General features: G+C 45.9%; 4 protein-coding genes. All 4 read right to left on the minus strand.

What is annotated here, in order from left to right:
• Nucleotides 1-336 precede the first annotated feature (336 nt).
• The 4 genes from R8G66_10230 to R8G66_10245 all read right to left on the minus strand — a co-directional run bounded on the left by R8G66_10230 (nt 337) and on the right by R8G66_10245 (nt 24,634).
• Nucleotides 337-1,089, minus strand: a complete 753-nt coding sequence (locus R8G66_10230) for an RteC domain-containing protein (GenBank protein MDW3192735.1) — start codon at nt 1,087-1,089, stop codon at nt 337-339.
• A gap of 386 nt (nt 1,090-1,475) precedes the next feature.
• Nucleotides 1,476-3,650 (minus strand): OmpA family protein, encoded by a 2,175-nt coding sequence (locus tag R8G66_10235; GenBank protein ID MDW3192736.1) that lies wholly within the window; start codon nt 3,648-3,650, stop codon nt 1,476-1,478.
• 1 nt (nt 3,651) lies between these two features.
• Nucleotides 3,652-4,581, minus strand: coding sequence for a type IX secretion system membrane protein PorP/SprF (locus R8G66_10240; GenBank protein MDW3192737.1), 930 nt, complete (start codon nt 4,579-4,581; stop codon nt 3,652-3,654).
• Nucleotides 4,582-4,591: 10 nt separating this feature from the next.
• Nucleotides 4,592-24,634 (minus strand): PKD domain-containing protein, encoded by a 20,043-nt coding sequence (locus R8G66_10245; protein MDW3192738.1) that lies wholly within the window; start codon nt 24,632-24,634, stop codon nt 4,592-4,594.
• Between the last annotated feature and the right edge of the window lie 70 nt (nt 24,635-24,704).

The following is a 24,704-nucleotide window of genomic DNA, read 5'->3' on the forward strand; positions in this document are numbered from 1 at the left end:
CATTTTTTTCTGATTTCTGAACGCTTTTCACCTTTCAGGTCCACTTCCTGCAATGATTGCCTGTAGAAATGAAGCAAAATGGAGAAGTTACCTATGTTTTGAGACGAGTGTGGGTCAGCTCTGGAACTATTCCTAAGTATTAAGCGTCTGTCACTGTTATGAATTAACCTGAAAAAGTTGAATTTACCTATAGAATTAAGTGGCTTTTGGGAATTCCCACCTGGTCCCGAGTGGGAACAATAAAAGGGGTTAAAACGTGCTTAAAGCAGGATATGTTAAGAAAAAGAGGTAACACCCGACGTTTGTTACCTCTCCTACTTAATGGTTACTTTAAGTCTAAGCATGATTAGACTCTATTTCCTCCCTTATGCGTTCATTTAGATTGTCTTTCAGTTTGTCCAGAAATTCTGTTGGATCTTTCTTTCTCTTAATATCATTGAAGGTCCTGTAGATGTTGTCAATCTCTATATTGAAAAACTGCTGGGCATGTGTTGACAAGACATTGAGTTCCATGTCGATTATCCCATAATAGATGAGTGCGTACAGCATAAGAACAAATTCTGTTTTGGACCCTAGCCATTTAGGGGACTTCCTGGATTTTCCATTTGAGCTGCCGTTGGTATCTGCAACCAATGCATATTCCTGTCTTAAGAATTGAAGAAACTTTTCATTTGCGAGGATCAAAGATAGCGTGGGGTCCGCTGGAGAACTGAATTGAGGATCTATTGGAATGATTAACGACCCATGTAATCGGGCTTCATAGAGGCGGTGACTGAAGTAGAGTTGGTCTAAGTGGATGGACTTGAATTCGATGTAATTGTGTAGCTCCTGATATTGGGCTAGTAAGGTATTGACACTACCTCTGGTATCCTTGATATAGACTCTGACCCCTTTAGGATTGTTCTTAGGCTTTCCCTGGTAGTATCGTAAAACCAGACCAAGAAATAATAGCTCAGAAGAGAACAATGGTTTGATATGCTTGAAAAAAGTTATTTGCTCTTGTTCTGTTAAACTGATCTGTTCGTACCGTTCACGGAGTTCTTTGATAAGTTGGTTACATGTGTCTATGTTATCATTGACTGTATCCAGTTATTAGCGGAATTATCAATTTTTAAGATGTCAGTTTTCAGTCGATCTAATAGATCGTCAAAGTGTTGTCTGTTTTTAGTCATTTCGTGACGTTTCTTAGTTATTCTTATATACTTGGGACCGGAAATAGCGGTGCCCTTGTACCCAGCAATTGTGTGCTAGAAAGGTCCGAAATAGTAAGTATTCTGAGTTCTTAACGAGTATTAAAGACTTAAAAACGAACAAAAGGTTTCGAAAAGTATGCGTTTTTCCTTTGCAAATTTCGCCAAAAGAAATTGCACTTTAACGGGATTAGTATTTGTGGTTAACTCAATGTAGGTGAGGGGAATATTGTGCCTTAAGTAACGATTTTCTCGATACAGATTATCAATTCATCATTCGAGAATCTAGTAAGAAGTCACCTTAAACTCCGTTCGTCGATTGCGTTGATGTTCTTCGTTAGTACAAGGAACGTCATTTGCACAATCATTCACCAGCGATTCTTCGCCATAACCTTTTGCGACAATGCGATTGGAGGCAATTCCTTTGCTTATGATATAGGCCACTGCAGAATTGGCCCGACGCTGAGATAGTCTTTTGTTATAGGGGTCTGATCCCCTCGAATCGGTATGTGAACTCAACTCAATGGTAATCTCAGGATTCTCCCGTAAGATCTTGACCAGCTTATCTAATTCGATGGCAGCATCCGGTCTGATATCAGCTTTGTTCAAATCATAGTAGATCTTCTCCAACTCAATGGCTTTGTCAAGTTCAATCTCTCCAAGTGGCACAATCCAGAATACTTCGCCATATCGCTCATCTCCTGAAAAACGATCCACATGTTCTGTAAAATACTGCCGCTTGGCTCCTGCTACATCGTAAGTCAGATGAGGTTGAATGACATATTCAAAAGTGTCTACATCAATCTCTCTTGGAGTTAGCGAAGCTCCAGTTAAAGGGTCGAGCACAATGATATGTGGCTTGGGAATTAACTCCCGAGTCACCTCATCAACTGCAATGACTTTAGCTAGCAATTCAAGTCTTCGCATGAAGATCAACGTCTCTTCTCGCTTATGTCCATAAGTGCTGATTACAGGAAAGTTGATCGTCTGATGATTGGGTTTAGACGCAGAAAGCATGTATTTCTTATCCCATTCTACCTGGAAGGCGAATCGACCTTTACGGTCCGTCTCAGCAACCTCAATGGTATCACCCGAAAGACTGTCCAATAGATGAATCATGGCATACTCAATGACTGAAGAATCTTTCTCTAGTTCCACTAAACCACTGATGCTAGTAATTCGAGGTTTAGTAAAATTGAAATGATACAGGTCATCATATAACTCATGAATTCTATTGGATGAGAAATAGCCGGAACGACCTCCATCCTTTGTGATATAGCCAAAATCATCTTTACTTGAATTAATGGGAGATCCTAGGTTGATCACCTCTCCGTCAAACGCCTTATCATCTCCTATTGTACGATAGATGTCCAACCCTCCAAGCCCTTCTCGACCATTGCTGGCAAAATACAAATTACCATCTCTTAGAAATGGGAACATCTCATGTCCTTCGGTATTGATATCAGGACCCAGATTTTTAGGAACGGTCCAACCCGCCTCTGACCATTCTGTATACCATAAATCCGTTTCTCCAAGTGATCCAGGCATGTCAGATGCGAAAATCATAAAGTCACCGGTTTCGTTTATAGTCGGGTGACCTACTGAGTATTCATTGTCATTATAAGCGAACTCCTCAATCTTGGACCAATCGCCATTGTTATTTTCAGCGAAGTATAATTTCAATTTATTGATATCATCTTCACTCCTCTGCTCCTTCCCCTCATAGAAATTATTCCTTGTAAACACTACTTTGGAATCATCCTGATAGAATGCCAATGGGCCTTCGTGATATTTGGTATTGATCCGACGGTTGAATTGCTTCGGCTGATGTAAGAAGTACTCTTCATCTATTTCAGCGTAGAAAAGATCTAAGTAAGAACTGTTGTCCCAGTTGAATACTTTCTTTACAATCGGTGATTTTCTACGGCCGGAAACAAATACGATCCCTGCATCATAAAATGCCGGACTAAAATCAGGAGCTTTAGAATTGATCCGTACCGGAGTAATGGCATAATAGCCGGAATCGCTATAAAACTCAGCCACCTTGTCCAGTCCCTTTATTTTATCCTGAACTCGATCATCCAGGGGTTTGACTTGATTGTACTTTTCGTACCAAACGGAGGCTTCTTCATACTGCTTATTACTTTCCAGCGCTTGCGCATAATACAAGAAATTTTCAGGATCGCTCCCACCATCTTCTATCACCTTCTGATACCACACTTCCGCTTTACTTTGATCATTGATCAATCGGTAGCAATGGGCGATCTTCTCCTGTAACGTAAGGCTATTACCTTCTGATTTGTGTGCTCGTAAGTAAAAAGAAAGGGCTGATTGGTAAGCGAATCGATCAAACTCCTTGTCTCCTTTTGTAACCAGGGACTTGGAAAAGTAAGACATGTCCTGTGCCTCCACGAAGGTGTAAGACAAAGCGAACAACATAAAATATATAACTGCTCTCATCTTAGAAATATCTTGGGGTTATCACCCGATCTCTGCGGAATGAGAATCGGTAATTGATCATTAACTCATGGGAACCGGAGGTGAATTGTCCAAGATCGGAAACGGTAAAATCATAAGCATAGCCTACCCTAAAAGCGTCGCTGATCTGAACTTCAGCCAATCCGCTGACACTATCGAAAGATCGGTAGGATACTCCTAACCATAAGACATCATCAAACAAGAAATTGGCATTGAAGTCAAATTCAATAGGCGCTCCTTCCACCATTTTCATCAACATACTTGGACGAAACTTTAGGGACGGGGATATATCAAAAACATAACCTGCCATCCCAAAATAATGTCGCTCCAGGTCAGGTCTGTTGTTCTCTACCTGAATGTCTCCAAAATCATTATCAATAAAATTATTCAATAGTAACGGGGCTGAAATACCCACGTAGAATCGATCAGAATACCAGTAAAATCCAGTTCCTACATTAGGCAAAAAAGAACTTCTGTTATCCGTACGAATACTCGCATCTATATCTGGGTTGTTAGGATTCAACAAAGTAAGGTCTGCATTGTACTGACTGAACCCCAGCTGAATCCCCATGGAAAGGGTAGATTTCGCAAATAGAATGCGATATGCCCCACTTACAAATGCTGCTGTTTGAGAGGAAACTCCAATTCGATCTCTCATAATTAATATTCCTGCGGCGATTTTATCCTGATTCATCGGCGCATGCAAGGCTAATGTCTGCGTAGATGGCGCACCTTCAATTCCGACCCATTGCTCACGCGCCAGCATCGTAAGGCTCAATGTCTCGTGACTCCCCACCGTAGCCGGGTTAATCGCCGTAGCATTAAACATGTACTGGGTGAACATGGCCTGATGCTGGGCACTTAAAGTACCCAACGCACCGATTAGCATAACAAATAATCCAATTTTCTTCATGTCTTCTCTTTTAGCGGTTGATCACAATAAATCCTGATATCGGGTCACTTCCGTCACCCAGATCGATCACATAATAATAGGTTCCATCGGGAACGAACTTCGCTCCCAGCACCAGACCGGAATTGGTATTGCTCTCCCAGGCACGATCTCGGTTGTTGTACCCTTCAATTTCAAATACCACATTACCCCATCGATTGTAAATCTTGACGGTGTTGTTCGGATAATCCTCTATTCCTTCGATCATGAACATGTCATTGACACCATCGCTATTAGGGGTAAACACATTCGGTAAGGTGATTGGCACTTCTTCGCAAGCGTCATCAGGGTCCATGAAATTCGGTATACCGTCACCATCGCAATCTCCAGTTCCTTCTAAGGCATCTTCTTTTCCATCACCATCTTCATCTGTTGAGTTATCGAGGTAATCAGGAATACCGTCGCCATCTGAATCGTCATTGTTGGGATCTCCATCTCCGTCCAGGTCTTCATCCATCGTAGATATGCCATCTCCATCATCATCCGTATCCAGGTAGTTTGGAATGCCATCACCATCGGTATCATCATTGGTGTAGTCACCGTCTCCATTTACATCTTCTTCATCGGTAAAGGCGCCATCTCCGTCATCATCATCATCCAGGTAATTTGGAATGCCATCTCCATCCGTATCGTCGTTGGTTGGATCACCGTCGCCATCCAGGTCTTCTTCCGAACTCGGGATGCCATCTTCATCATCATCTGTATCGAGATAGTTCGGGATACCATCACCATCCGTATCATCGTTAGTCGGATCACCATCACCATCCAGGTCTTCTTCCGAGCTTGGAACACCATCACCATCATCATCAGTATCTAGGTAATTAGGAATGCCATCACCGTCGGAATCATCATTCGTTGGGTCTCCATCCCCGTCCAAGTCTTCTTCGGAAGTGGGTACACCATCACCATCGTCATCCGTATCCAGATAATTTGGAATACCATCTCCATCGGAATCGTCATTAGTCGGATCGCCATCGCCATCCAGGTCTTCTTCAGAACTTGGGACGCCATCGCCATCATCATCCGCATCCAGGTAATTCGGAATACCGTCCCCATCCGTATCGTCATTAGTAGGGTCACCGTCGCCATCTACGTCTTCTTCAGAACTAGGTACGCCATCTCCATCATCATCGGCATCCAGATAATCCGGCTTGCCATCTCCATCCGTGTCATCATTCGTTGGATCTCCGTCTCCGTTGATGTCTTCGTCCTCACTTCGAACACCGTCTCCATCATCATCTGTATCTAAATAGTTCGGGGTTCCGTCTCCGTCAGTATCGTCATTAGTCGGATCACCATCGCCATCCAGGTCTTCTGCCATGTCGGACGCACCGTCATTGTCACTATCGTTATCAAGATAATTTGGTACGCCATCTCCATCATTGTCATCATTAGTAGGATCACCGTCTGTATTGGCATCTTCATCACTGGTTAGGATACCATCGCCATCGTCATCGGTATCCAGATAATCAGGAATGCCATCACCATCGGAATCGTCATTGAATAGGCCGTCACCATTGACATCTTCATCAGCGGTATTTACACCATCATTGTCGTCATCAGGATCACGATAATCGGGTATTCCATCACCATCAGAGTCATCATTCGTTGGATCACCATCTCCGTCGAGATCTTCTGAAGAAGTCAGGATACCGTCGTTATCATCATCGGCATCCAGATAATCTGGTATACCATCTCCGTCCGTGTCATCATTGGTCGGATCACCATCACCATCCAGATCCTCTTCTGAAGTTGGGATTCCATCGCCATCATCGTCATCATCCAGGTGATTTGGTATACCATCTCCATCAGTATCGTCGTTCGTTGGATCACCGTCGCCATCGATATCCTCAGTGGCATCCGGCACACCATCGCCATCACTATCGGTATCGAGGTAATCAGGTGTTCCGTCACCATCGGTATCGTCATTGGCCGGATCACCATCACTATTTACATCTTCTTCACTGGTTGGGATTCCATCGCCATCATCATCACTGTCCAGATAGTCTGGCGTACCGTCCCCGTCACTATCGTCATCTGTAGGATCACCATCGGAATTGATGTCTTCTGAGCTGGTAGGTACACCGTCATTGTCATCATCCGTATCCAGGTAGTTAGGGTTTCCGTCGCCATCTGTATCATCATTAGTTGGATCGCCATCGCCATCCAGATCTTCAGAGGAAGTTGGAATTCCGTCGCCATCATCGTCGGTATCTCGATAATCATCAACACCATCACCGTCTGAGTCTTGTGGATTGGTAGTCAGTCCTGGTCCACCATTCGAAACTTCAAAGGCATCGTCAATACCATCATTGTCAGCATCTTCGCCGCTTGGGGTCACACCACTTCCACTTTCTGACCAGTCCGGGATACCATCTCCATCCGCATCAGTATCTAGGTAGTCAGGTGTGCCATCACCATCCGTATCTATAGGATTTTCTCCATCAGATCCCGCCTCAGCTTCATCAGCTATACCATCATTATCCGAATCAGTATCCTGATAATCAGGGATACCATCGCCATCAGAGTCAATAGGATTTCCTGAATCCTCTCCTACTTCTACATTATCTGGGATACCATCCCCATCCGTATCCAAGCCGGTATCATTCACGTCGAAGGTCACCGTGGCGGTATCACACATTTCAGGAGAACCGCCATCACAAACCTGGTAGGTAAATGAATCCGTACCATTGAAACCTCCATCAGGTGTGTAGGTATAGGAACCATCAGCATTCAGTACCAGTGTTCCCTCATTAGGACCGGAATCTGCTACCAGACTTACTGTCAAATCATCCCCATCAATGTCGGTATCATTGTCCAATACATTTCCTGTAGCAGTTGTTCCTTCATTAGCAATATTTTCATCATCTTCTGCCTGCGGCTGGTCATTGGTTGGATTTACCGTGATCGCAACTGATGCTGAACTGGTAGAATAATCTGTTCCATCCGATCCACTCCAGTTAAAGGAAACAGCGCCATTGTAATTATCACTCGGTTCAAACGTAATTTGAGCAATGTCCGCAACAGGAATTTCCTGACCTGCTGTGATGGCCACTCCATTGAGGAATAATGTACCATTACCAGGAAGGTCATCTATCCTAATGGCCGTCAGATCAGAGCCTTCTGCATCTGAGTACTGTGAGCTAAAATCTGTCGCTACAAACGTCAGCGTCGCATCTTCATCCACGTTAACACTCACATCCGATACGGTCGGTGCGTCCTGAACGGGATTCACATCTATAGTAATGGTATAAGCAGTCGTACTTGCTTCTGTGTCGGGATCATTGGAATCATCCTTCACTTTGAATTGGAAACTGGTGTATCCGGTTCCGTTGGCATTAGAAGGCGGTGTATAGGTGAATAATGTAGGATCAGCAAATTCACTACCAGTTGTAACATCATTCGCAGTGATGATCACACCATTGTAGAACAACGAACCATTGGCAGGCAGTGAAGTAATGATCACCGCACTTCTCGAATCTCCATCTGTATCGCTAAAGGCAAAGTTTGATGAAAGGAATGTGTAAGTCTGATCCTCATCAACATTTACCGTGGCATCTGCACTTGTGGGCGCACAACCCACATCTACCGACTTAGCAGATAAAGTAACACTGACAGGGCAAGTGGTCGCCAGGCCATCCAACTGCACAGAAGTAATGTTATAAGTACCATCCGCAGTAATAGCCGCTGTGGTTAAGGTAGCATTACCAGAAGCATCTGTGGTAACACTTTCACTGGCTGCCGTTCCATTATTGTTGTATCCTATCAAGAAGTTCGTATTGGCAGCTAATCCCGTCACCGTTAAAGTGGTAGCAGTGCCGCTGCAAATCGGAGAAGTTACCGTGAAGTCAATCGAACTGATGTCTGCGTTTTCACCAATATTGAAACTACCTGTGGCCACAGAAAGCCCGATGGTATTACAACTCTGACCTGTTGTAAATGCAACTGCCGTAATGGTTACGGTAGATGTTCCAATGGTAGTTAGATTCGACAAAGGAACTGTAAACGATCCGGTTCCATCACCATTGGACAAGGTGCTTGTGGCAGTTAATCCTGTTGCAGCATTGTCTCCAGATATATCATAAGTGAATTGGTAACTGCCATCAATCAAGCTACCAGAGACATTTACGGTAAGATCAGCTCCCAGACAGATATCACTGGTAGCAGCTGCTAGTCCTGAAACGTTGGGATTGACTTCTACATCGAAGTTGGTAGAGACAGATAAACCAGATGCATCGCAACTCTCACCGGTCGTGAAAGCTACGTCAGTTATGACTACTGTCGTATTTCCAGTATTGGTGATTGAAGCGGTTGGAATGGTAAAGCTTGCGGTACCATCGCCCGATCCAAGGGTTACGTTTACCGTTTGTGACGATGCGGAATTAGCTCCCGAAACATTGTAAGTGAACTGATAACTTCCATCGATTAAGGCTCCTGTGATATTCACGGTAGCATCATCTCCCTGACAAACATTCGTGATATCAATCCCCAACCCTGAGGTATTAGGATTTACTTCCACCTCGAATGTGCTTGCAACTGAAAGACTTGATACACTGCAATTCTGTCCAGTAGCATACGCCACCCCAATGATTTCAATTGAAGTGGAACCTGTAGCTGACAAATCACTAGACGCAATCGCAAATGTTCCTGTCCCGTCGCCATTGCTTAAGGTAGCTGTGGAGGTCAGGCTAGTCCCAGCATTTGTCCCCGTTAAATTATAAGTAATCGTGTAAGATCCATCGACAAGGTTTCCGGTCAGGCTAGCTGTTGCAGCCTCACCTAAGCAAGTATTTTGTACACTTACGCCTAATCCTCCGGTCACAGGCAACACTTCTATTTCGAAAGTCTCTACCAGCGACATTCCGGTGACACTACAACCCTGACCCGTCGTGAACTCAATAGCAGTAATGGTCACGTCCGTTGAACCTGTATTGGTCAAAAGGGCACTTGGCACGGTAAATGATCCCGTTCCGTCACCATTGGATAAGGTCGTTGTTGCGGTATTTCCAGTGGAGGTATTGGTTCCTGTCAAATTGTAGGTAATCTGATAACTACCATCCACCAGGTTTCCTGAAAGTTGAGCCGTTGCACCTTCGGATGGGCAAAAATTATCAATGGCCATCACGAGGGAATTGGTCACTGGATTGTCTTCAATATCCAGATTGCCTGCAACACTTAAAGCGGATACGCCACAAGTGGCTCCATCAGTAAAGGCTACCCCTGTAATCGTTACAGTTGTGGTTCCCGTAGTTGACAAGTCGCTAGCTGAAATGGTGAATGTTCCATTTCCTGATCCGCCACTTACAGTCCCTGTGGAAGTTAATCCTGTAGCTGTATTTGCTCCGCTTAAGTCATAAGTAAATGTATAAGATCCATCTACTAAAGCACCATTAACCTGAGCAGTCGCAGCTCCATTTTCACATATGTCGGCGAAACTCAGTCCCAATCCGGTTACATTCGGATTATCTTCTACATCGAAACTATTGGTGATCGATAGCCCTGTTACGTCGCAAAGCTGACCTGTTGTGAACGCAATTCCTGTAATGGTCACCGTTGTAGTTCCATCGCTACTTAGGCTGGCCGTAGGTATGGTAAAACTTGTATTTCCATCACTTCCAGCGACTGTTGCATTGGCCGTGAGTCCTGTGGCCGTATTCGCGCCACTCAGGCTATAAGTAAACAGATACGATCCATTGATCAAATTACTTACCACACTTACGGTTGCATCCGTACCATTGCACTCATTAGCTATGGAAATCGTCATTCCCGTCGTGATCGGATTAGGCTCTACATTGAAAGCATTGGATACGGCTAATCCAGAGGTAACGCAACTCTCTCCCGTTGTAAAAGTGATAGCTGAGATGGTGACAGTAGTAGCTCCTGTATTGATAAGACTTGCCGAAGGAATCGTGAATGTCCCTGTTCCATCTCCTGCAGAAAGTGTAGTGGTGGCAGTCAAGCCACTCACTACATTGTCACCGGTCAAGAAATAAGATACTTGATACGATCCATCGATCAAATTCCCTGTGATGTTGGCCGTCGCGTCATCACCGGCGCAGATGTCGGATAAGCTTATCGCTAATGAAGTTACATTAGGATTGGGCTCGACCTCAAAATTGTCTGTCACCGTCAGGCTACCTACCATACAGCTTTGGCCAGTAGTAAATGCCACATCTGTGATCGTAACCGTCGTGGTTCCTGTCGTGGCGATTTGTGCCGTTGGAATCGTGAAAGAGCCAGTTCCATCTCCTGCACTCAGCGTTGCGGTTGCCGTGTTGCCCGTTGAAGTATTGGCGCCACTTAAGTTATAAGTGAACTGATAGCTACCATCAATCAGGTTTCCAGTAATACTAGCTGTCCCATCGGTACCGTCACATTCATTGCCGACTGATACTGTCAACGCTGTAGTTACCGGGGCTACTTCAATCTCAAAATTGTTCGTAACCGTCAAGCCAGTTACATTACAAGTCTGGCCTGTCGTGAACTCAATGTCGGTGATCGTTACTGTCGTCGTTCCTGTACTTGACAAACTTGCCGATGGAATCGTGAAGGATCCTGTGCCATCTCCTGCACTTAGTGTTGCTGTAGCGGTCACTCCTGTTGCGCTGTTGGCTCCGGTCAAATCATAAGTAAACTGATAAGCGCCATCAATCAGGCTTCCCGTCAGGTTAAGCGTTGCATTTTCTCCAGGGCAGATATCACCAACTGTGAAGGCCAGGCCTGTGGTTACTGGTAGTGGCTCTACAACCAGATTCGTGTTCGTACTTACCCCGCCTGTCGTTGGGCAGTTCTGACCGCCATTGATGTTCACCTCATTGATTGTTACCGTCGTGGTGCCATCATTGGGCAGGTTAGCCGTCAGGATTGTGAAGGTACCCGAGCCATCTCCCGCATTTAAGGTCGTGTTGGACGTCAGGTTGGTCGCCGTGTTCGCTCCGCTTAGGCTATAAGTAATGATGTAATCGCCATCTGCAAGGCTACTGGTGATGTCAATCGTGCCACTCTCGCTCTGACAGATATTACCCGCACTGGCCACCGTAAACGTTGAAACATCTGGTAGCTCTTCTACTTCAAAGCTCGTGTTAGAAGTCAGCCCGGTTACGTCGCAACTCTGGCCGGTGGTAAATTGTACATCCGTGATCGTTACAGTTGTCGTTCCTGTATTCGAAATATTTGCCGTTGGAATGGTGAAGCTTCCACTACCATCACCAGCAGTTAAAGTCGCTGTGGCCGTCAAGCCTGTAGCAGCATTCGGTGCAGATAAGTCGTAGGTAAACTGATAGCTGCCATCAACCAACGTACTGGTCAGGTTCACTGTCGCATCATTACCATCGCAGACATCTGCAACAGCAAGGTTTAATGTCGTCGTATTCGGTAAGGCTTCTACATCAAAGTTGTTGATCACCAACAAGCTTGAAGCACTACACATCTGACCCGTAGTGAACTCCACTCCCGTGATGATCACATTGGTATTGCCCGTCATGGTCAGGCTAGCACTTGGAATCGTAAAAGTTCCCGTGCCATCTCCTGCACTGAAAGTACTTGTAGCGGTTAATCCTGTAGCGGTATTATCTCCACTCAAATTATAGGTAAATTGATAACTGCCATCAATTAAGTTTCCTGTGATATTCGCTGTGGCATCATCGCCTACACAAATGTCATTTAGGCTTACAGCCAAGGCCGTCGTAACCGGTGCCGTTTCAATCTCAAAACTGCTATTGGCCGTCAACCCGCCTTGCGTGCATTGTTGGCCGGTCGTATAAGTCACATCGGTGATCGTAACTGTCGTTGTACCTGAGTTGGTCAGGTTCGCATTGTCCACCTCAAAACTCCCCGCTCCTGCAGTAATGGACACTGCCGAAGTTGTTAGGCTAGCTACTGTATTAACTCCCGATAGATCATATTCAATGATGTAAGTACCTGTTGCCAAAGAACCGGTCAGGTTCACCGTTGCATCTTCGCCTGGACAGATATCGCCGATTGACAAGTTCAGGGTCGTCGTGATCGGCAGTGGCTCTACTTCAAACGTATTCGCTACCGTCAAGCCAGTTACATCACACAGCTGACCCGTCGTATAGGCCACTGAAGTGATCGTTAAAGTCGTCGTTCCAACTGTGCCCAGGTTGCCGCCAGGAACGGTAATATCAAAGTTACCATCGCTACTGGTCAGCGTTTCCGTATGGGTCAAGCCCGTGGCACTGTTCGCTCCTGATAAATTGTAGGTCACCAGATAGGAGCCATTCACCAGGTTACTCGTTGCTGAAGCAGTGGTATTATCACCTACACAGACATCACTGATTGACACTGTCATGCCTGCTGTGATCGGATTTGGTTCTACATCAAAGGAATCGGTAATGGTCAAGCTTCCGGTTGTACAAGTCTCCCCTGTCGTAAAGGCAATCGAAGTAACTGTTACTGTCGTCGTTCCCTCATTAGTTAAGCTCGCTGTAGGAATCGTGAACGTTCCTGTTCCATCTCCTGCTGATAAGGTCGAATTGGCAGTCAGACCACTTACTATATTATCCCCAGTCAGGTTGTAGGTAATCTCGTAAGAACCATCAATCAAATTCCCAGTGATGTTAGCAGTTGCATCATCACCGGCGCAGATGTCGGATAAGCTTATCGCTAAAGAAGTCACATTAGGGTTAGGCTCTACTTCAAAATTATCTGTCACCGTCAGGCTACCTACGGTACAGTTCTGACCAGTGGTGAAGGCCACATCTGTGATCGTAACCGTCGTGGTTCCTGTCGTGGCGATTTGTGCCGTTGGAATCGTGAAAGAGCCAGTTCCATCTCCTGCACTCAGCGTTGCGGTTGCCGTGTTGCCCGTTGAAGTATTGGCGCCACTTAAGTTATAAGTGAACTGATAGCTACCATCAATCAGGTTTCCAGTAATACTAGCTGTCGCATCGGTACCGTCACATTCATTGCCGACTGATACTGTCAACGCTGTAGTTACCGGGGCTACTTCAATCTCAAAATTGTTCGTAACCGTCAAGCCAGTTACATTACAAGTCTGGCCTGTCGTGAACTCAATGTCGGTGATCGTTACTGTCGTCGTTCCTGTACTTGACAAACTTGCCGATGGAATCGTGAAGGATCCTGTGCCATCTCCTGCACTTAGTGTTGCTGTAGCGGTCACTCCTGTTGCGCTGTTGGCTCCGGTCAAATCATAAGTAAACTGATAAGCGCCATCAATCAGGCTTCCCGTCAGGTTAAGCGTTGCATTTTCTCCAGGGCAGATATCACCAACTGTGAAGGCCAGGCCTGTGGTTACTGGTAGTGGCTCTACAACCAGATTCGTGTTCGTACTTACCCCGCCTGTCGTTGGGCAGTTCTGACCGCCATTGATGTTCACCTCATTGATTGTTACCGTCGTGGTGCCATCATTGGGCAGGTTAGCCGTCAGGATTGTGAAGGTACCCGAGCCATCTCCCGCATTTAAGGTCGTGTTGGACGTCAGGTTGGTCGCCGTGTTCGCTCCGCTTAGGCTATAAGTAATGATGTAATCGCCATCTGCAAGGCTACTGGTGATGTCAATCGTGCCACTCTCGCTCTGACAGATATTACCCGCACTGGCCACCGTAAACGTTGAAACATCTGGTAGCTCTTCTACTTCAAAGCTCGTGTTAGAAGTCAGCCCGGTTACGTCGCAACTCTGGCCGGTGGTAAATTGTACATCCGTGATCGTTACAGTTGTCGTTCCTGTATTCGAAATATTTGCTGTTGGAATGGTGAAGCTACCACTACCATCACCAGCAGTTAAAGTCGCTGTGGCCGTCAAACCTGTGGCTGCATTCGGGGCAGATAGGTTGTAAGTGAACTGATAGCTGCCATCAACCAACGTACTGGTCAAATTCACCGTTGCATCGTTACCATCGCAAACATCTGCTACTGATAAGTTCAGGGTTGAGGTATTCGGTAAGGCTTCTACATCAAAGTTGTTAATCACCAACAAACTTGAGGCACTACACATCTGACCGGTAGTGAACTCCACTCCCGTGATGATCACATTGGTATTACCTGTCATCGTTAGACTTGCACTTGGAATCGTAAAAGTTCCCGTGCCGTCTCCTGCACTCAAAGTACCTGTAGCGGTTAATCCGGTAGCTGTATTATCTCCGCTCAAATTATAAGTGAACTGATAGCTACCATCAATTAAGTTTCCTGTGATATTCGCCGTAGCATCATCGCCTACACAGATGTCATTGAGACTCACTGCTAAGCTCGTCGTTACCGGAGCCGTCTCTACGTCAAAACTGCTATTGGCCGTCAACCCGCCTTGCGTACATTGTTGGCCAGTCGTATACGTCACATCTGTGATCGTAACTGTAGTAGTTCCTGAGTTGGTCAGGTTTGTATTGTCTACCTCAAAACTTCCAGCCCCAGTCGTGATAGACACAGCAGAAGTGGTTAAGCTCGTTGCCGTATTTGCTCCCGATAGATCATATTCTATGATGTATGATCCTGTTGCTAATGAACCAGTCAGGTTCACCGTTGCATCTTCGCCTGGACAGATATCGCCGATTGATAAGTTCAAAGTCGTCGTGATCGGTAGTGGCTCTACTTCGAATGTATTCGCTACGGTTAATCCAGTCACTTCACACAGCTGACCAGTAGTATAAGCCACTGAAGTGATCGTTAAAGTCGTCGTTCCAACTGTGCCCAGGTTGCCGCCAGGAACGGTAATATCAAAGTTACCATCGCTACTGGTCAGCGTTTCCGTATGGGTCAAGCCCGTGGCACTGTTCGCTCCTGATAAATTGTAAGTCACCAGATAAGAGCCATTCACCAGGTTACTCGTCACCGAAGCAGTGGTGCTCTCATCCACACAGACATCTGAGATCGATACCGTCATGCCGGCAGTGATGGGGTCTGGTTCCACATCGAAAGTTGCCGTAGTAGTCGGTAAACTTGTTGTAGAACAAATTGATCCACTTGGCACGTTTACATCCGTAATGGTAATTGTCGTACTTCCATCATTTGGTAAGTCCGTACCCGCAATCGTGAAGGTTCCCACCCCACTACCACCAGCAATGGTTCCTGAAGATGTTAATCCAGTGGATGAATTGGTCCCACTCAAGTCATAAGTGAACGTATAAGTACCGTCATCCAAAGAACCCGTCACATTGACGGTTAGGGCTTCGTCTTCACACACATCCCCTACTGAAATGCCTAATGTCGTTGTATTTGGATTGGACTCTACTTCAAAGTTATCCGTCACGGTCAAACTCGAAACCTCACATTGTTGACCCGTAGTATAAGCTACAGCAGTGATCGTAAGGGTGGTCGTTCCAGCATTTGTCAGATTAGTTCCGTCAATAATCAAGTCTCCTGTCCCATTGCCATTAGAAAGTGTGGCAGTCGCAGTAAGTCCTGTCGCAGCATTCGGAGCGGACAAGTTATAGGTGAATTGGTAAGAACCATCTACTAAATTCCCACTGATCATGGCCGTCGCATCCGAACCAGCACAAAGATCATTAATCGTTACCGCAAGACTTGTCGTTATTGGATCCGGTTCAACTTCAAAGTCGTCCGTTGCACTCAGCGTTGCACTACACATTTGCCCGGTAGTGTAAGCCACTTCGGTGATGGTGATAGTCGTGGTTCCTGTATTGGTCAGGTTACCTGCAGGTATAGTAAAAGAGGTGTTTCCATCACCTGAAGCAATTGATGCAGTTGCCGTAAGCCCAGTTGCAACATTGACACCCGTGAGGTTGTAGGTAAACTGATAAGAACCATCCACCAGGTTACTCGTAATGTTAGCGGTGACGCCATTGCTTTCACAGATATCGCCTACAGTTACCGTAAGTCCTGTAGTGATCGGATTGTCTTCAATGGTAAATGCATCTGAAACAGTTAATCCATTCACGGAACAAAACTGTCCTGCAGTGTTAGCTACCTCGGTAATGGTTACTGTTGTGCTCCCGGATGCTGAAAGATTTGCAGCGGCTATCGTAAAATCATCTGCGCCACCTGTAGTGGTGATGGTGGTCGTCAAGCCAGTGGCGACATTGGTTCCACTTAAGCTGTAGGTAATATCATAGGTGTCATCAACCAAACTTCCACTGACACTGGCTGTGGCGTCATCTCCCAGGCAAATATCAGCAAGGGAAACCGCAAGTCCTGCCGTAACGGGATCGGCCTCAACGGCGAATGCACCGGTTGTGGATAAACCAGTTATAGAGCAATTTTGTCCATTTGTATATTCCACCTCAGTAATGACTACTGAAGTAGCACCCGCTGAACCCAGGCTAGCTCCTGGAATAGTAAAGGAACCCGTTCCATCACCATTTACGAAATTTGAAGTAGCAGTGAGTCCAGTAGCCGTATTCGCACCAGTAAGGTTATAGGTGAATTGATAACTTCCATTAGCCAGACTACCTGTAATGGAAGCAGTTGCATCGTCCGTAGGGCAAATATCACCAAGGGCCACTGCTAAGCCCGTCGTGATCGGATTGGGTTCTACGTCGAAATTGTCCGATACAGAAAGACTGGTCACGTTACATCCTGCCCCGCTACTAAAGGCGACTTCACTGATCACAAATACATTGGAACCATCATTGGACAAGCTGCCCGAGGGTATGGTAAAACTGCCAGCTCCACCAGTAGTAGTCGCTGTTTCCGTCGCATTAGAAACGCCATTTGCACCACTTATGCTATAAGTGAAGATGTAAGTACCATCCGATAAAGCTCCGGAGATAGTCGCGGTATTGTTTGATCCCAAACAGATGTCATTCAAGCTTACTGCCAACCCAGTAGTATTAGGCGTATTTTCTAGCAGCAACTCTCCAGCGGCGGTAGTAACCGTACTACATTCAGTAGTCGATACCAGCAGTTGATATTCATTGCCTACTAAGACTACTGGGTTGAAAATAGTTAAAATTCTGGAGGCGCTACCGCTATAGGTAGCATCATCTGTAAGGTTCACAAATCCACCTCCGCTGTTTTCCTGCCATTGGAATGTCATAGTACCTGAACCTGGATTGGATATCTCCGGCGCAAACTGAACCAGAGAAGCATCGCTACAGATGGTCTGATCGGACACATCCGTATCAATGGTGATCGGCCCTTCAACAGTGATGGTAATCAAAGTGGTAAGCTCTACCGCATCACAAGAAGCTCCATCGCTATCTAGCAAAGTAGATTGCGCCAATACATTGTAGGTAGTCGTCTCGGTTGGGTTGATGTTAAAGGTCTGATTTCCTCCATTTCCTGTGAACGACTGGCCGGCAATATTGCTGTTATCATCGTCATCTCGCAATTGATAGGTCACATTGGATTCAGTGCTTTGCACGGTAATCACTATCGGATCACCACTACAAATGGTGGTTTCATCCTGAGTAACCGTAAGAGTAGTCGTAGGTGTAGGAATCACTGTCACCGTGGATAAATTCACCAACTCTTTGCTATCACAACCAGATACGGTTGTCGCCGTAGCCAAAACATTATATACTGTCGTACTTGATGGTGCCGAAACCGTGAAATCAATATCACCGCCAGTTCCTGCAATGGCAGTTCCTACATTGACATCCCCGACATCTTCACGTAACTGATATTCAATCCCTACTTCTGAATCTTCCAAGGTGATGGTCGCGTCATCTCCCTCACAAATAGTAGGGCTAGAGATAGGTTGATTATCATCAAAGTCAGGGATCGGTGCCACAGTAATCACTCCCTGATCCGTTAGTGTTACGGTTGCACAGGTACCTCCGCCATCTTCCGTAGCAATAGGGGTCACATCTACGGTGTACGTTTCTGACGAAGTTGGTGGTGTTATGCCTGTGTAAGTGATGGTCCCGCCATTACCAGCGAGGGTTTGCACTGTAGTACCGGCACCGTTTTTCAAAGCGTAATTATTCGCCGATTGTGAATTGGTCACCGTGAAAACAAGGTTGGGTGTAGCCCCGGCATCTTCTTCGCAATATTCAAAGTCATTGACCACCAAAGTAGCCCCTGTTTCAGGGGTCTCAATTACTGTTACAGTCCCTACATCAGTTAAGGCAAACTCATCACAGGCACTGCTGTTCAAAGTAGATTGGGCGGTAATGGTGTAAGTCGTAGTTGCCGATGGCGAAACATCAAAAGTTATTGCACTTCCAGTACCTGTTTGGTTGTCAACTTCTGTTCCGGTTGCCCCACCAGTCTTAATTCTGTACGTGGTATTGGTCTCAGAACCGGAAATAGTAATGGTAGCAGGAAGATTTTCCTCACAAATAGTAGGATCACTTACTGTATAAGAAATGGTAGGTTCATCGATGACAGTAAGTTCTGCATTATCAGTCAACTGAACACCGCTACAGGATGCTCCACTTCCATCTAATAAAGTGGAAGTAGCCAGGACATTGTAAGTCGTGGTAGCCAAAGTACCTGAAGGTATGGTCAATGTAATGTCTCCACCTGTACCGGTTACTGCGCTACCCACGTTAGTAGTTCCATTCCTCAATTGGTAACTCACACTGGTTTCAGAATCCTCGACGGTCACGGAAGCAGTAGTCGGTAAGTCCTCTTCACAAACAAAAGGATCACTCACCGTAAGACTTCCATCCGGCGTAGGAATTACATCAAAAGTTCCCTGGACCAAAGTCTTTTGACAAGCATTATTGGCATTATCAGATCGTACACGGATTCTATATCCAACAGTCCCTGAGCTTTGGATATCAGCAGCATCAATCGTTAATGTAATATCTCCAGTAACTCCAGGAGTAATATTTTCTCTTGCGGTCCAGCCTCCTGTGTTATTGGCACGGCTTTGTAACTGATACCGATTGCCAGCCTCTGCACTTTCCACTTCAATCGTCCAGTCGTCTCCATCGCAGAGATCACCGAATGGATTGGTGGTTAATGTTAAGTCTGGTATGGCATCAATCGAACCGGTTAAGTTAGGCGAGTACGTTTCCGTACAAGCGATCCCTCCACTTCCAGATTGATCATTTGTTACTTGTACTTGAAATTCTACGAGTTCAGATCCCGTTGTTCCCGCATTATCCGGTAAATCGGCTTCCGCAATGGTGATGGTCAATGTACCACCATTCCCCGTTCCTGTTCCAATCACCGCAAAACCATTCAAGGCATCTAATACCTCATAGTCGTAACCATTCTCAGAATTCTGGATCCTCACTTGCATGGTTTGATCATCGCAACGTGTGGCATCCACAATAGATACGGTATTGGTAGTGATCGGACTGGTCGTTACGTTGATCTCTACAGCACTCGTGGTTTCTTCACAATTATTGCCGGAAGTAGCTACCCTTCTGAACCAGGTGGTTTGCGTTAGAAAAGAGGGATCAAAATCCGCAGAGGTAGCACCTCCAATGTTCGAAAACCCTGCAGTACTACTGGTGGTACTTGATTGCCATTGGTAGGTAAAACTTCCTCCGCCACCTGTAGGTGTCGTACCGGTAATAGTCGCCGGATCGTCGTTGGAACATATAGAAGCAGCCCCTGAAATCGTATTGTTTGTGATCTGTCCCAGAACAGTTATCGTAACCACATTGGAAAACGCTTCAGGACATACGCCACTTTGGACCCGAACTCTATAATAGGTAGTCTCCGTTAAATCGGAATAAGATTGCGTATTACTCGTATTAGCAATGACTGTAGGTGAGGTAAAGGAAGCATTATCATCTGATTGCCATTCCAAAATATCACCTGTTACTCCTGTCACGGATAAGGTTCCGCTGTTATCACCAAAACATTCGGTCGCATCCGAATTGACTGTACCTCCATCACTCGTAGGATCTGTAATCACTGTAAATACTGCGCTCGTATTGTCGCATGATCCGGAATTCACGATCCGGCGATAATAAGTTGTAGTTTGCGCTGAAGGACTGGTAGCAACAATAGTGTAATCTTCTGTATTGTTCGTCCCAGGGGCATCGGACCAATTGGTTTGATCAGGGCTGGTCTCCCAAAGGAAAGTGTAACCGCTATCTCCTCCTGACAATGTTGCTGTCTCGCCATCTCCATCCAAAGTAGGCGTATCTCCCGCGCAGATGGTTTGAGAGGTTCCTACTGTATTGTCCGTTAATGCTTGCAGGATGTCTACGTTGATTGTGGTGGACTCTGAACAGCCAATTTCTGTGGTGATGGTCATCGTCACGGTATAGTTGCCCTGTGCGGTGTAAGTATGCGTGGGGTTTGGCTCGAATCCTGTAACTACGGCAGATCCATCTCCAAAGTCCCACGAATAATCAGTAATGGGATAGCGTGCATCATTGATCCCCCCATCAGCCTGGGTATCATCGGTAAATTGAATTTCGACATCTTCACACCCATTTCCAGTGAGTGTCTCGAAAGAAAAAGAAGGTGTCGGTTTTTCACTAATCACAATCTCTACTGGCTCTCCATCACCATCTAGTTTCTTATACTGAAATGAACCGCAAGAACCTAATTGTGTGACGTCATCAGTCAGGGTCAACACGGGCACGAATGTACCGGTAGTGGTATACGTATGGTTGAAAATCAGAGGATCCGTGGGATTAAGTACATCTGCAAATACAACCTGGTCTACATTTCCGTCACCATAGTCCATGGCTGCCACTTTCGTATCTACCAGTCCTGTGATGGTGAATGTTACCGCCGGATCGGTCGGAGAAGCCAGACAGCCTACCAAAGGAGTGTAATCGAAGGTATCAAAATAGGGTCCATCAACACTTGCAGAAGCCGTTTGGGTAGTGGTCGTTTGACATCCTCCCATGCTGGTGGTGGTCAAAGACACATCATACTGACCTGGAAACAGATATCGGTGTGAAGGGTTCTCATCGGTGGAAGTATTACCGTCACCAAAGTCCCACAAGTAAGCAACTGCATCTACTGATGTATTGGTGAAATCCGCGACCGTAGGTGCACATCCCAATCCGGTAGGCACGGTGAAGGATGAGTTGGGTTCGTAGATGGTTACGTTTTCATTGTAGGTGCCTTGACATCCATCAGAAGTTGTAATTGTCAAAGAAACCGTCTTCACTTCGTTAGCAGGGGCACTACCGTTGGGGCTGTAGGTCACATTATGTGGTCCGGCACCTGTGGCAGTAGCTGGAGACGCCCCTGCTCCAAAATCCCAGCTGTAAGACGCAATCGTACCTACATCAGCTGTGGAATTGTCAGTAAATGTGATGGTCTCACCACTACAAAAATTGGTAGCAGAAACATTAAAATCGGCGGTCACATCAGGCACTTGAACCTGAACATTATCTGAAACAGTAACCGAACAACCTTCATCATCAGTGACCGTTAAAGTAACGACTTTACTTCCTGATGTTGAATAAGTTACATCAATAGGATTTTCATTGGTCACCGTGGCCGTCGCCGGCGAAGCTCCTGCTCCGAAATCCCACACATACGAAACATTCGTATTGGTGTTGTTGGTTGAGGCCGCGGAAGTGGACGCGTCACTGGTAGAGGTAAATGTGGTGGGCGATGCAGGCGTTAAACACTGAATTGCATTGGCAATATTAAAAGTAGGAACGGGCCCTCTAACGTCCAGATAATCGGTCCTTGTAAGGGTTCTTTCACAGCCATTGGCTTCTACCATCGTCAGGGTAATGGTCTTTAATCCAGGCGTGGAATAGCTCACCGATTGTGAAGCAGTTGTCGTTACTGAAGCTGTCGCAGGGGTTGCACCCGATCCAAAGTCCCAATTGAAGGTGACACCTCCAGTGGTATTGAAGCTTGAATTATTGGTAATGTTGATTGTCTGATTTAAACAGGCTTGTTCGCCATCGGTCTCGATCCCATCATCAGCAGTAAAATCAACTGCTCCTGTGGAAATATTCACTGTTTGGGTAAAATCATCGGTACAACCTGTGGTGACATTTTCCACCGTGAGTGTTATCGTGTAGTCTCCAACTGCAGCGAAAGTATGTGTCGTTGATGGATCTGTTCCAGTTGTGAATCCTCCTCCTGCAGGTTCGATGTTACCGTCACCAAAATCCCAACGATATCTTTCTACACCCGTACTGGCCGTTGCATCAAGGGTATACGCTGTACCAGTTGGATCAGAACAAAGAAATGAATCTCCACCCGCATCTGCCGCAAACTCAGCATGAGGTTCAAGGATCGTGATGTCATGGTCTACTTCACCACTAGAACAACCTCGGCTAAAAACTTCTAGCGTCACCGTATAATCTCCTGGTAAATCAAATGAGCGGTTGAAATTTTGAGGAGCACCCTGGAATTCCGCAACCCCATCTACGGACCAGATGACACTATCAATAGCTGTACCTCCAGCAGTGGAGGCATTCGTAAATGTGGTATTTGTTTCCGCGCATTCGTCTGGATCGGCGGTAATTACTGCCGTTGGAGCATCACCTCTCACGACTGCTTCATTCACTGTGGTCGAGGCTGTACATCCATCAGCAGTGGTAATGGTCAAGGTAACATCGTACAGACCAGTGGCGGTATAATTGTGGCTTGTGGTTGCAGTGGCGTTCACCAGAGAGGAATTCCCATCTCCAAAATCCCAGGAGTAGTTGGTAATGGCTGCATTCCCAGTCGGGAAATTATTGGCTGATGTAGACCCATCAAAATTGGCTATAACACCCACACATCCCTCTTCACCAGAGGTTACTGTAAAAGCAGGTTCGGGATAGTCGATTTCAATCGTGGTAGTATTGGTTTCTACGCATCCATCTGCGGTAGTGGTCCGCAAGGTGGCGGTATATGTTCCTTCACCCGCATAAGCGTTTGAAGCCGTGTTTGAATTCCCACTTTCATCATAAGTTCCATCCGTATCAAAGTCCCATTCATAAAGGGTAGCCCCTGAAGTACCCGTAAAAGTCACCGTGTAATCTTGACAGCTATTAGCTTGATCTGCAACAATCGTTGTTTCCAGAATAGGAAAGACTGTCACCGCATTTTGCACTAACTCGGTGACCTGACAGCCATTACTGAAGGTTACTGTAAGGGAAACGTCATAAGTCCCTCCTGCGGCGTTTGTATAAGTATGGGTCGGGTTTTCACTGGTACTCATGTTGCCATCTCCAAAATCCCAGGCGTAAGCAGTAGGTGTTCCGCCATTTCCATCTACCGAAGTATTCGTGAAGTTTATAGATTCAGTAACTGCGCAAAGACTAGTAACGCTCTGCGTAAACGACGTTGTATTATCTTCCAGACTTACTGTCTGCGTGATTTCATCGGTACAGCCTCCTGGAGAAGTGGTCACCGTTAATTTGACATCATAGGTTCCTGCAGAAGGAAAACTCAAACTTGGGTTTTGCAATGTACTTGAAGCGACTATGGTTCCTGGAGAAGACTGTTCTTCCGCTTCCCAAGACCAGAAAGCAATACTGTTGTCACTTACGGTTGAGGCATCAGTGAAATCCAATGACAATGGAAAATCACAACTAGTGGCGGTTGCCACGTTAAAAGCTGCTGTTGGTTCGGCATATACTTCTACTGCCTGAACCTCGAAATAATTGGCCGTACAGCCATTGGCATCGGTAACCTGCAGGAAAATATCATAGATACCTGCAGTGGTATAGGTATGGCTTACATTCCCATTTGCTCCACCGGAGGCTAATAAAGTAACATCGCCCGTTCCATCACCAAAATTCCAAACCCATGACGAAATAGCTGCACCGCCCGTAGGTACAGTACCCGTATAATTGAAACTGAAATTTGCAGATCCACCATCTAAACAAGTTGAAGTAGTCGGAATTTCAAATTCAGGTTCCGGATTCGCAGCAATTGTGATGACTTGATTGGTTGAAGAAGCACCGCCGTTTAGCGATAAGGTCACTGTGTAATCCTGTGCCGTAATGTAGGTGGATGCTACGCTTCCATCGTCAGTACCTGAAATAGTACCTGTGATGTTGGTGGCACCATTCCCAAAATCCCATTCATAGGTGGTACCATTCGGTGGAGCGGTATCTATGGTGAATCCAACAACTGCGCCCCCGCAATTCAAATTGGGGATCGCATTAGTGGAAATAGATGTTGTGAAATCTGCGGACTGCCCAAATGATAGCATAGCAATTCCGCAAAACAACACGGTTAGAATAGAGGTGATCTTTGTCATAAGCGTCTCAATTATAATAGGAGAGTACGACAAATGTTCTGATTATCGATGAAATGCCTAAAAAACTCGC

Source organism: Cytophagales bacterium (genome assembly GCA_033344775.1).
Classification (GTDB): Bacteria; Bacteroidota; Bacteroidia; order Cytophagales; family Cyclobacteriaceae; genus JAWPMT01.

What these genes read in the sequence shown, in the direction of transcription:
- R8G66_10235 (MDW3192736.1), bottom strand. Translation starts at nt 3,650, where the DNA reads ATGAGAGCAGTTATATATTTTATGTTGTTCGCTTTGTCTTACACCTTC.
- R8G66_10240 (MDW3192737.1), bottom strand. Translation starts at nt 4,581, where the DNA reads ATGAAGAAAATTGGATTATTTGTTATGCTAATCGGTGCGTTGGGTACT.
- R8G66_10245 (MDW3192738.1), bottom strand. Translation starts at nt 24,634, where the DNA reads ATGACAAAGATCACCTCTATTCTAACCGTGTTGTTTTGCGGAATTGCT.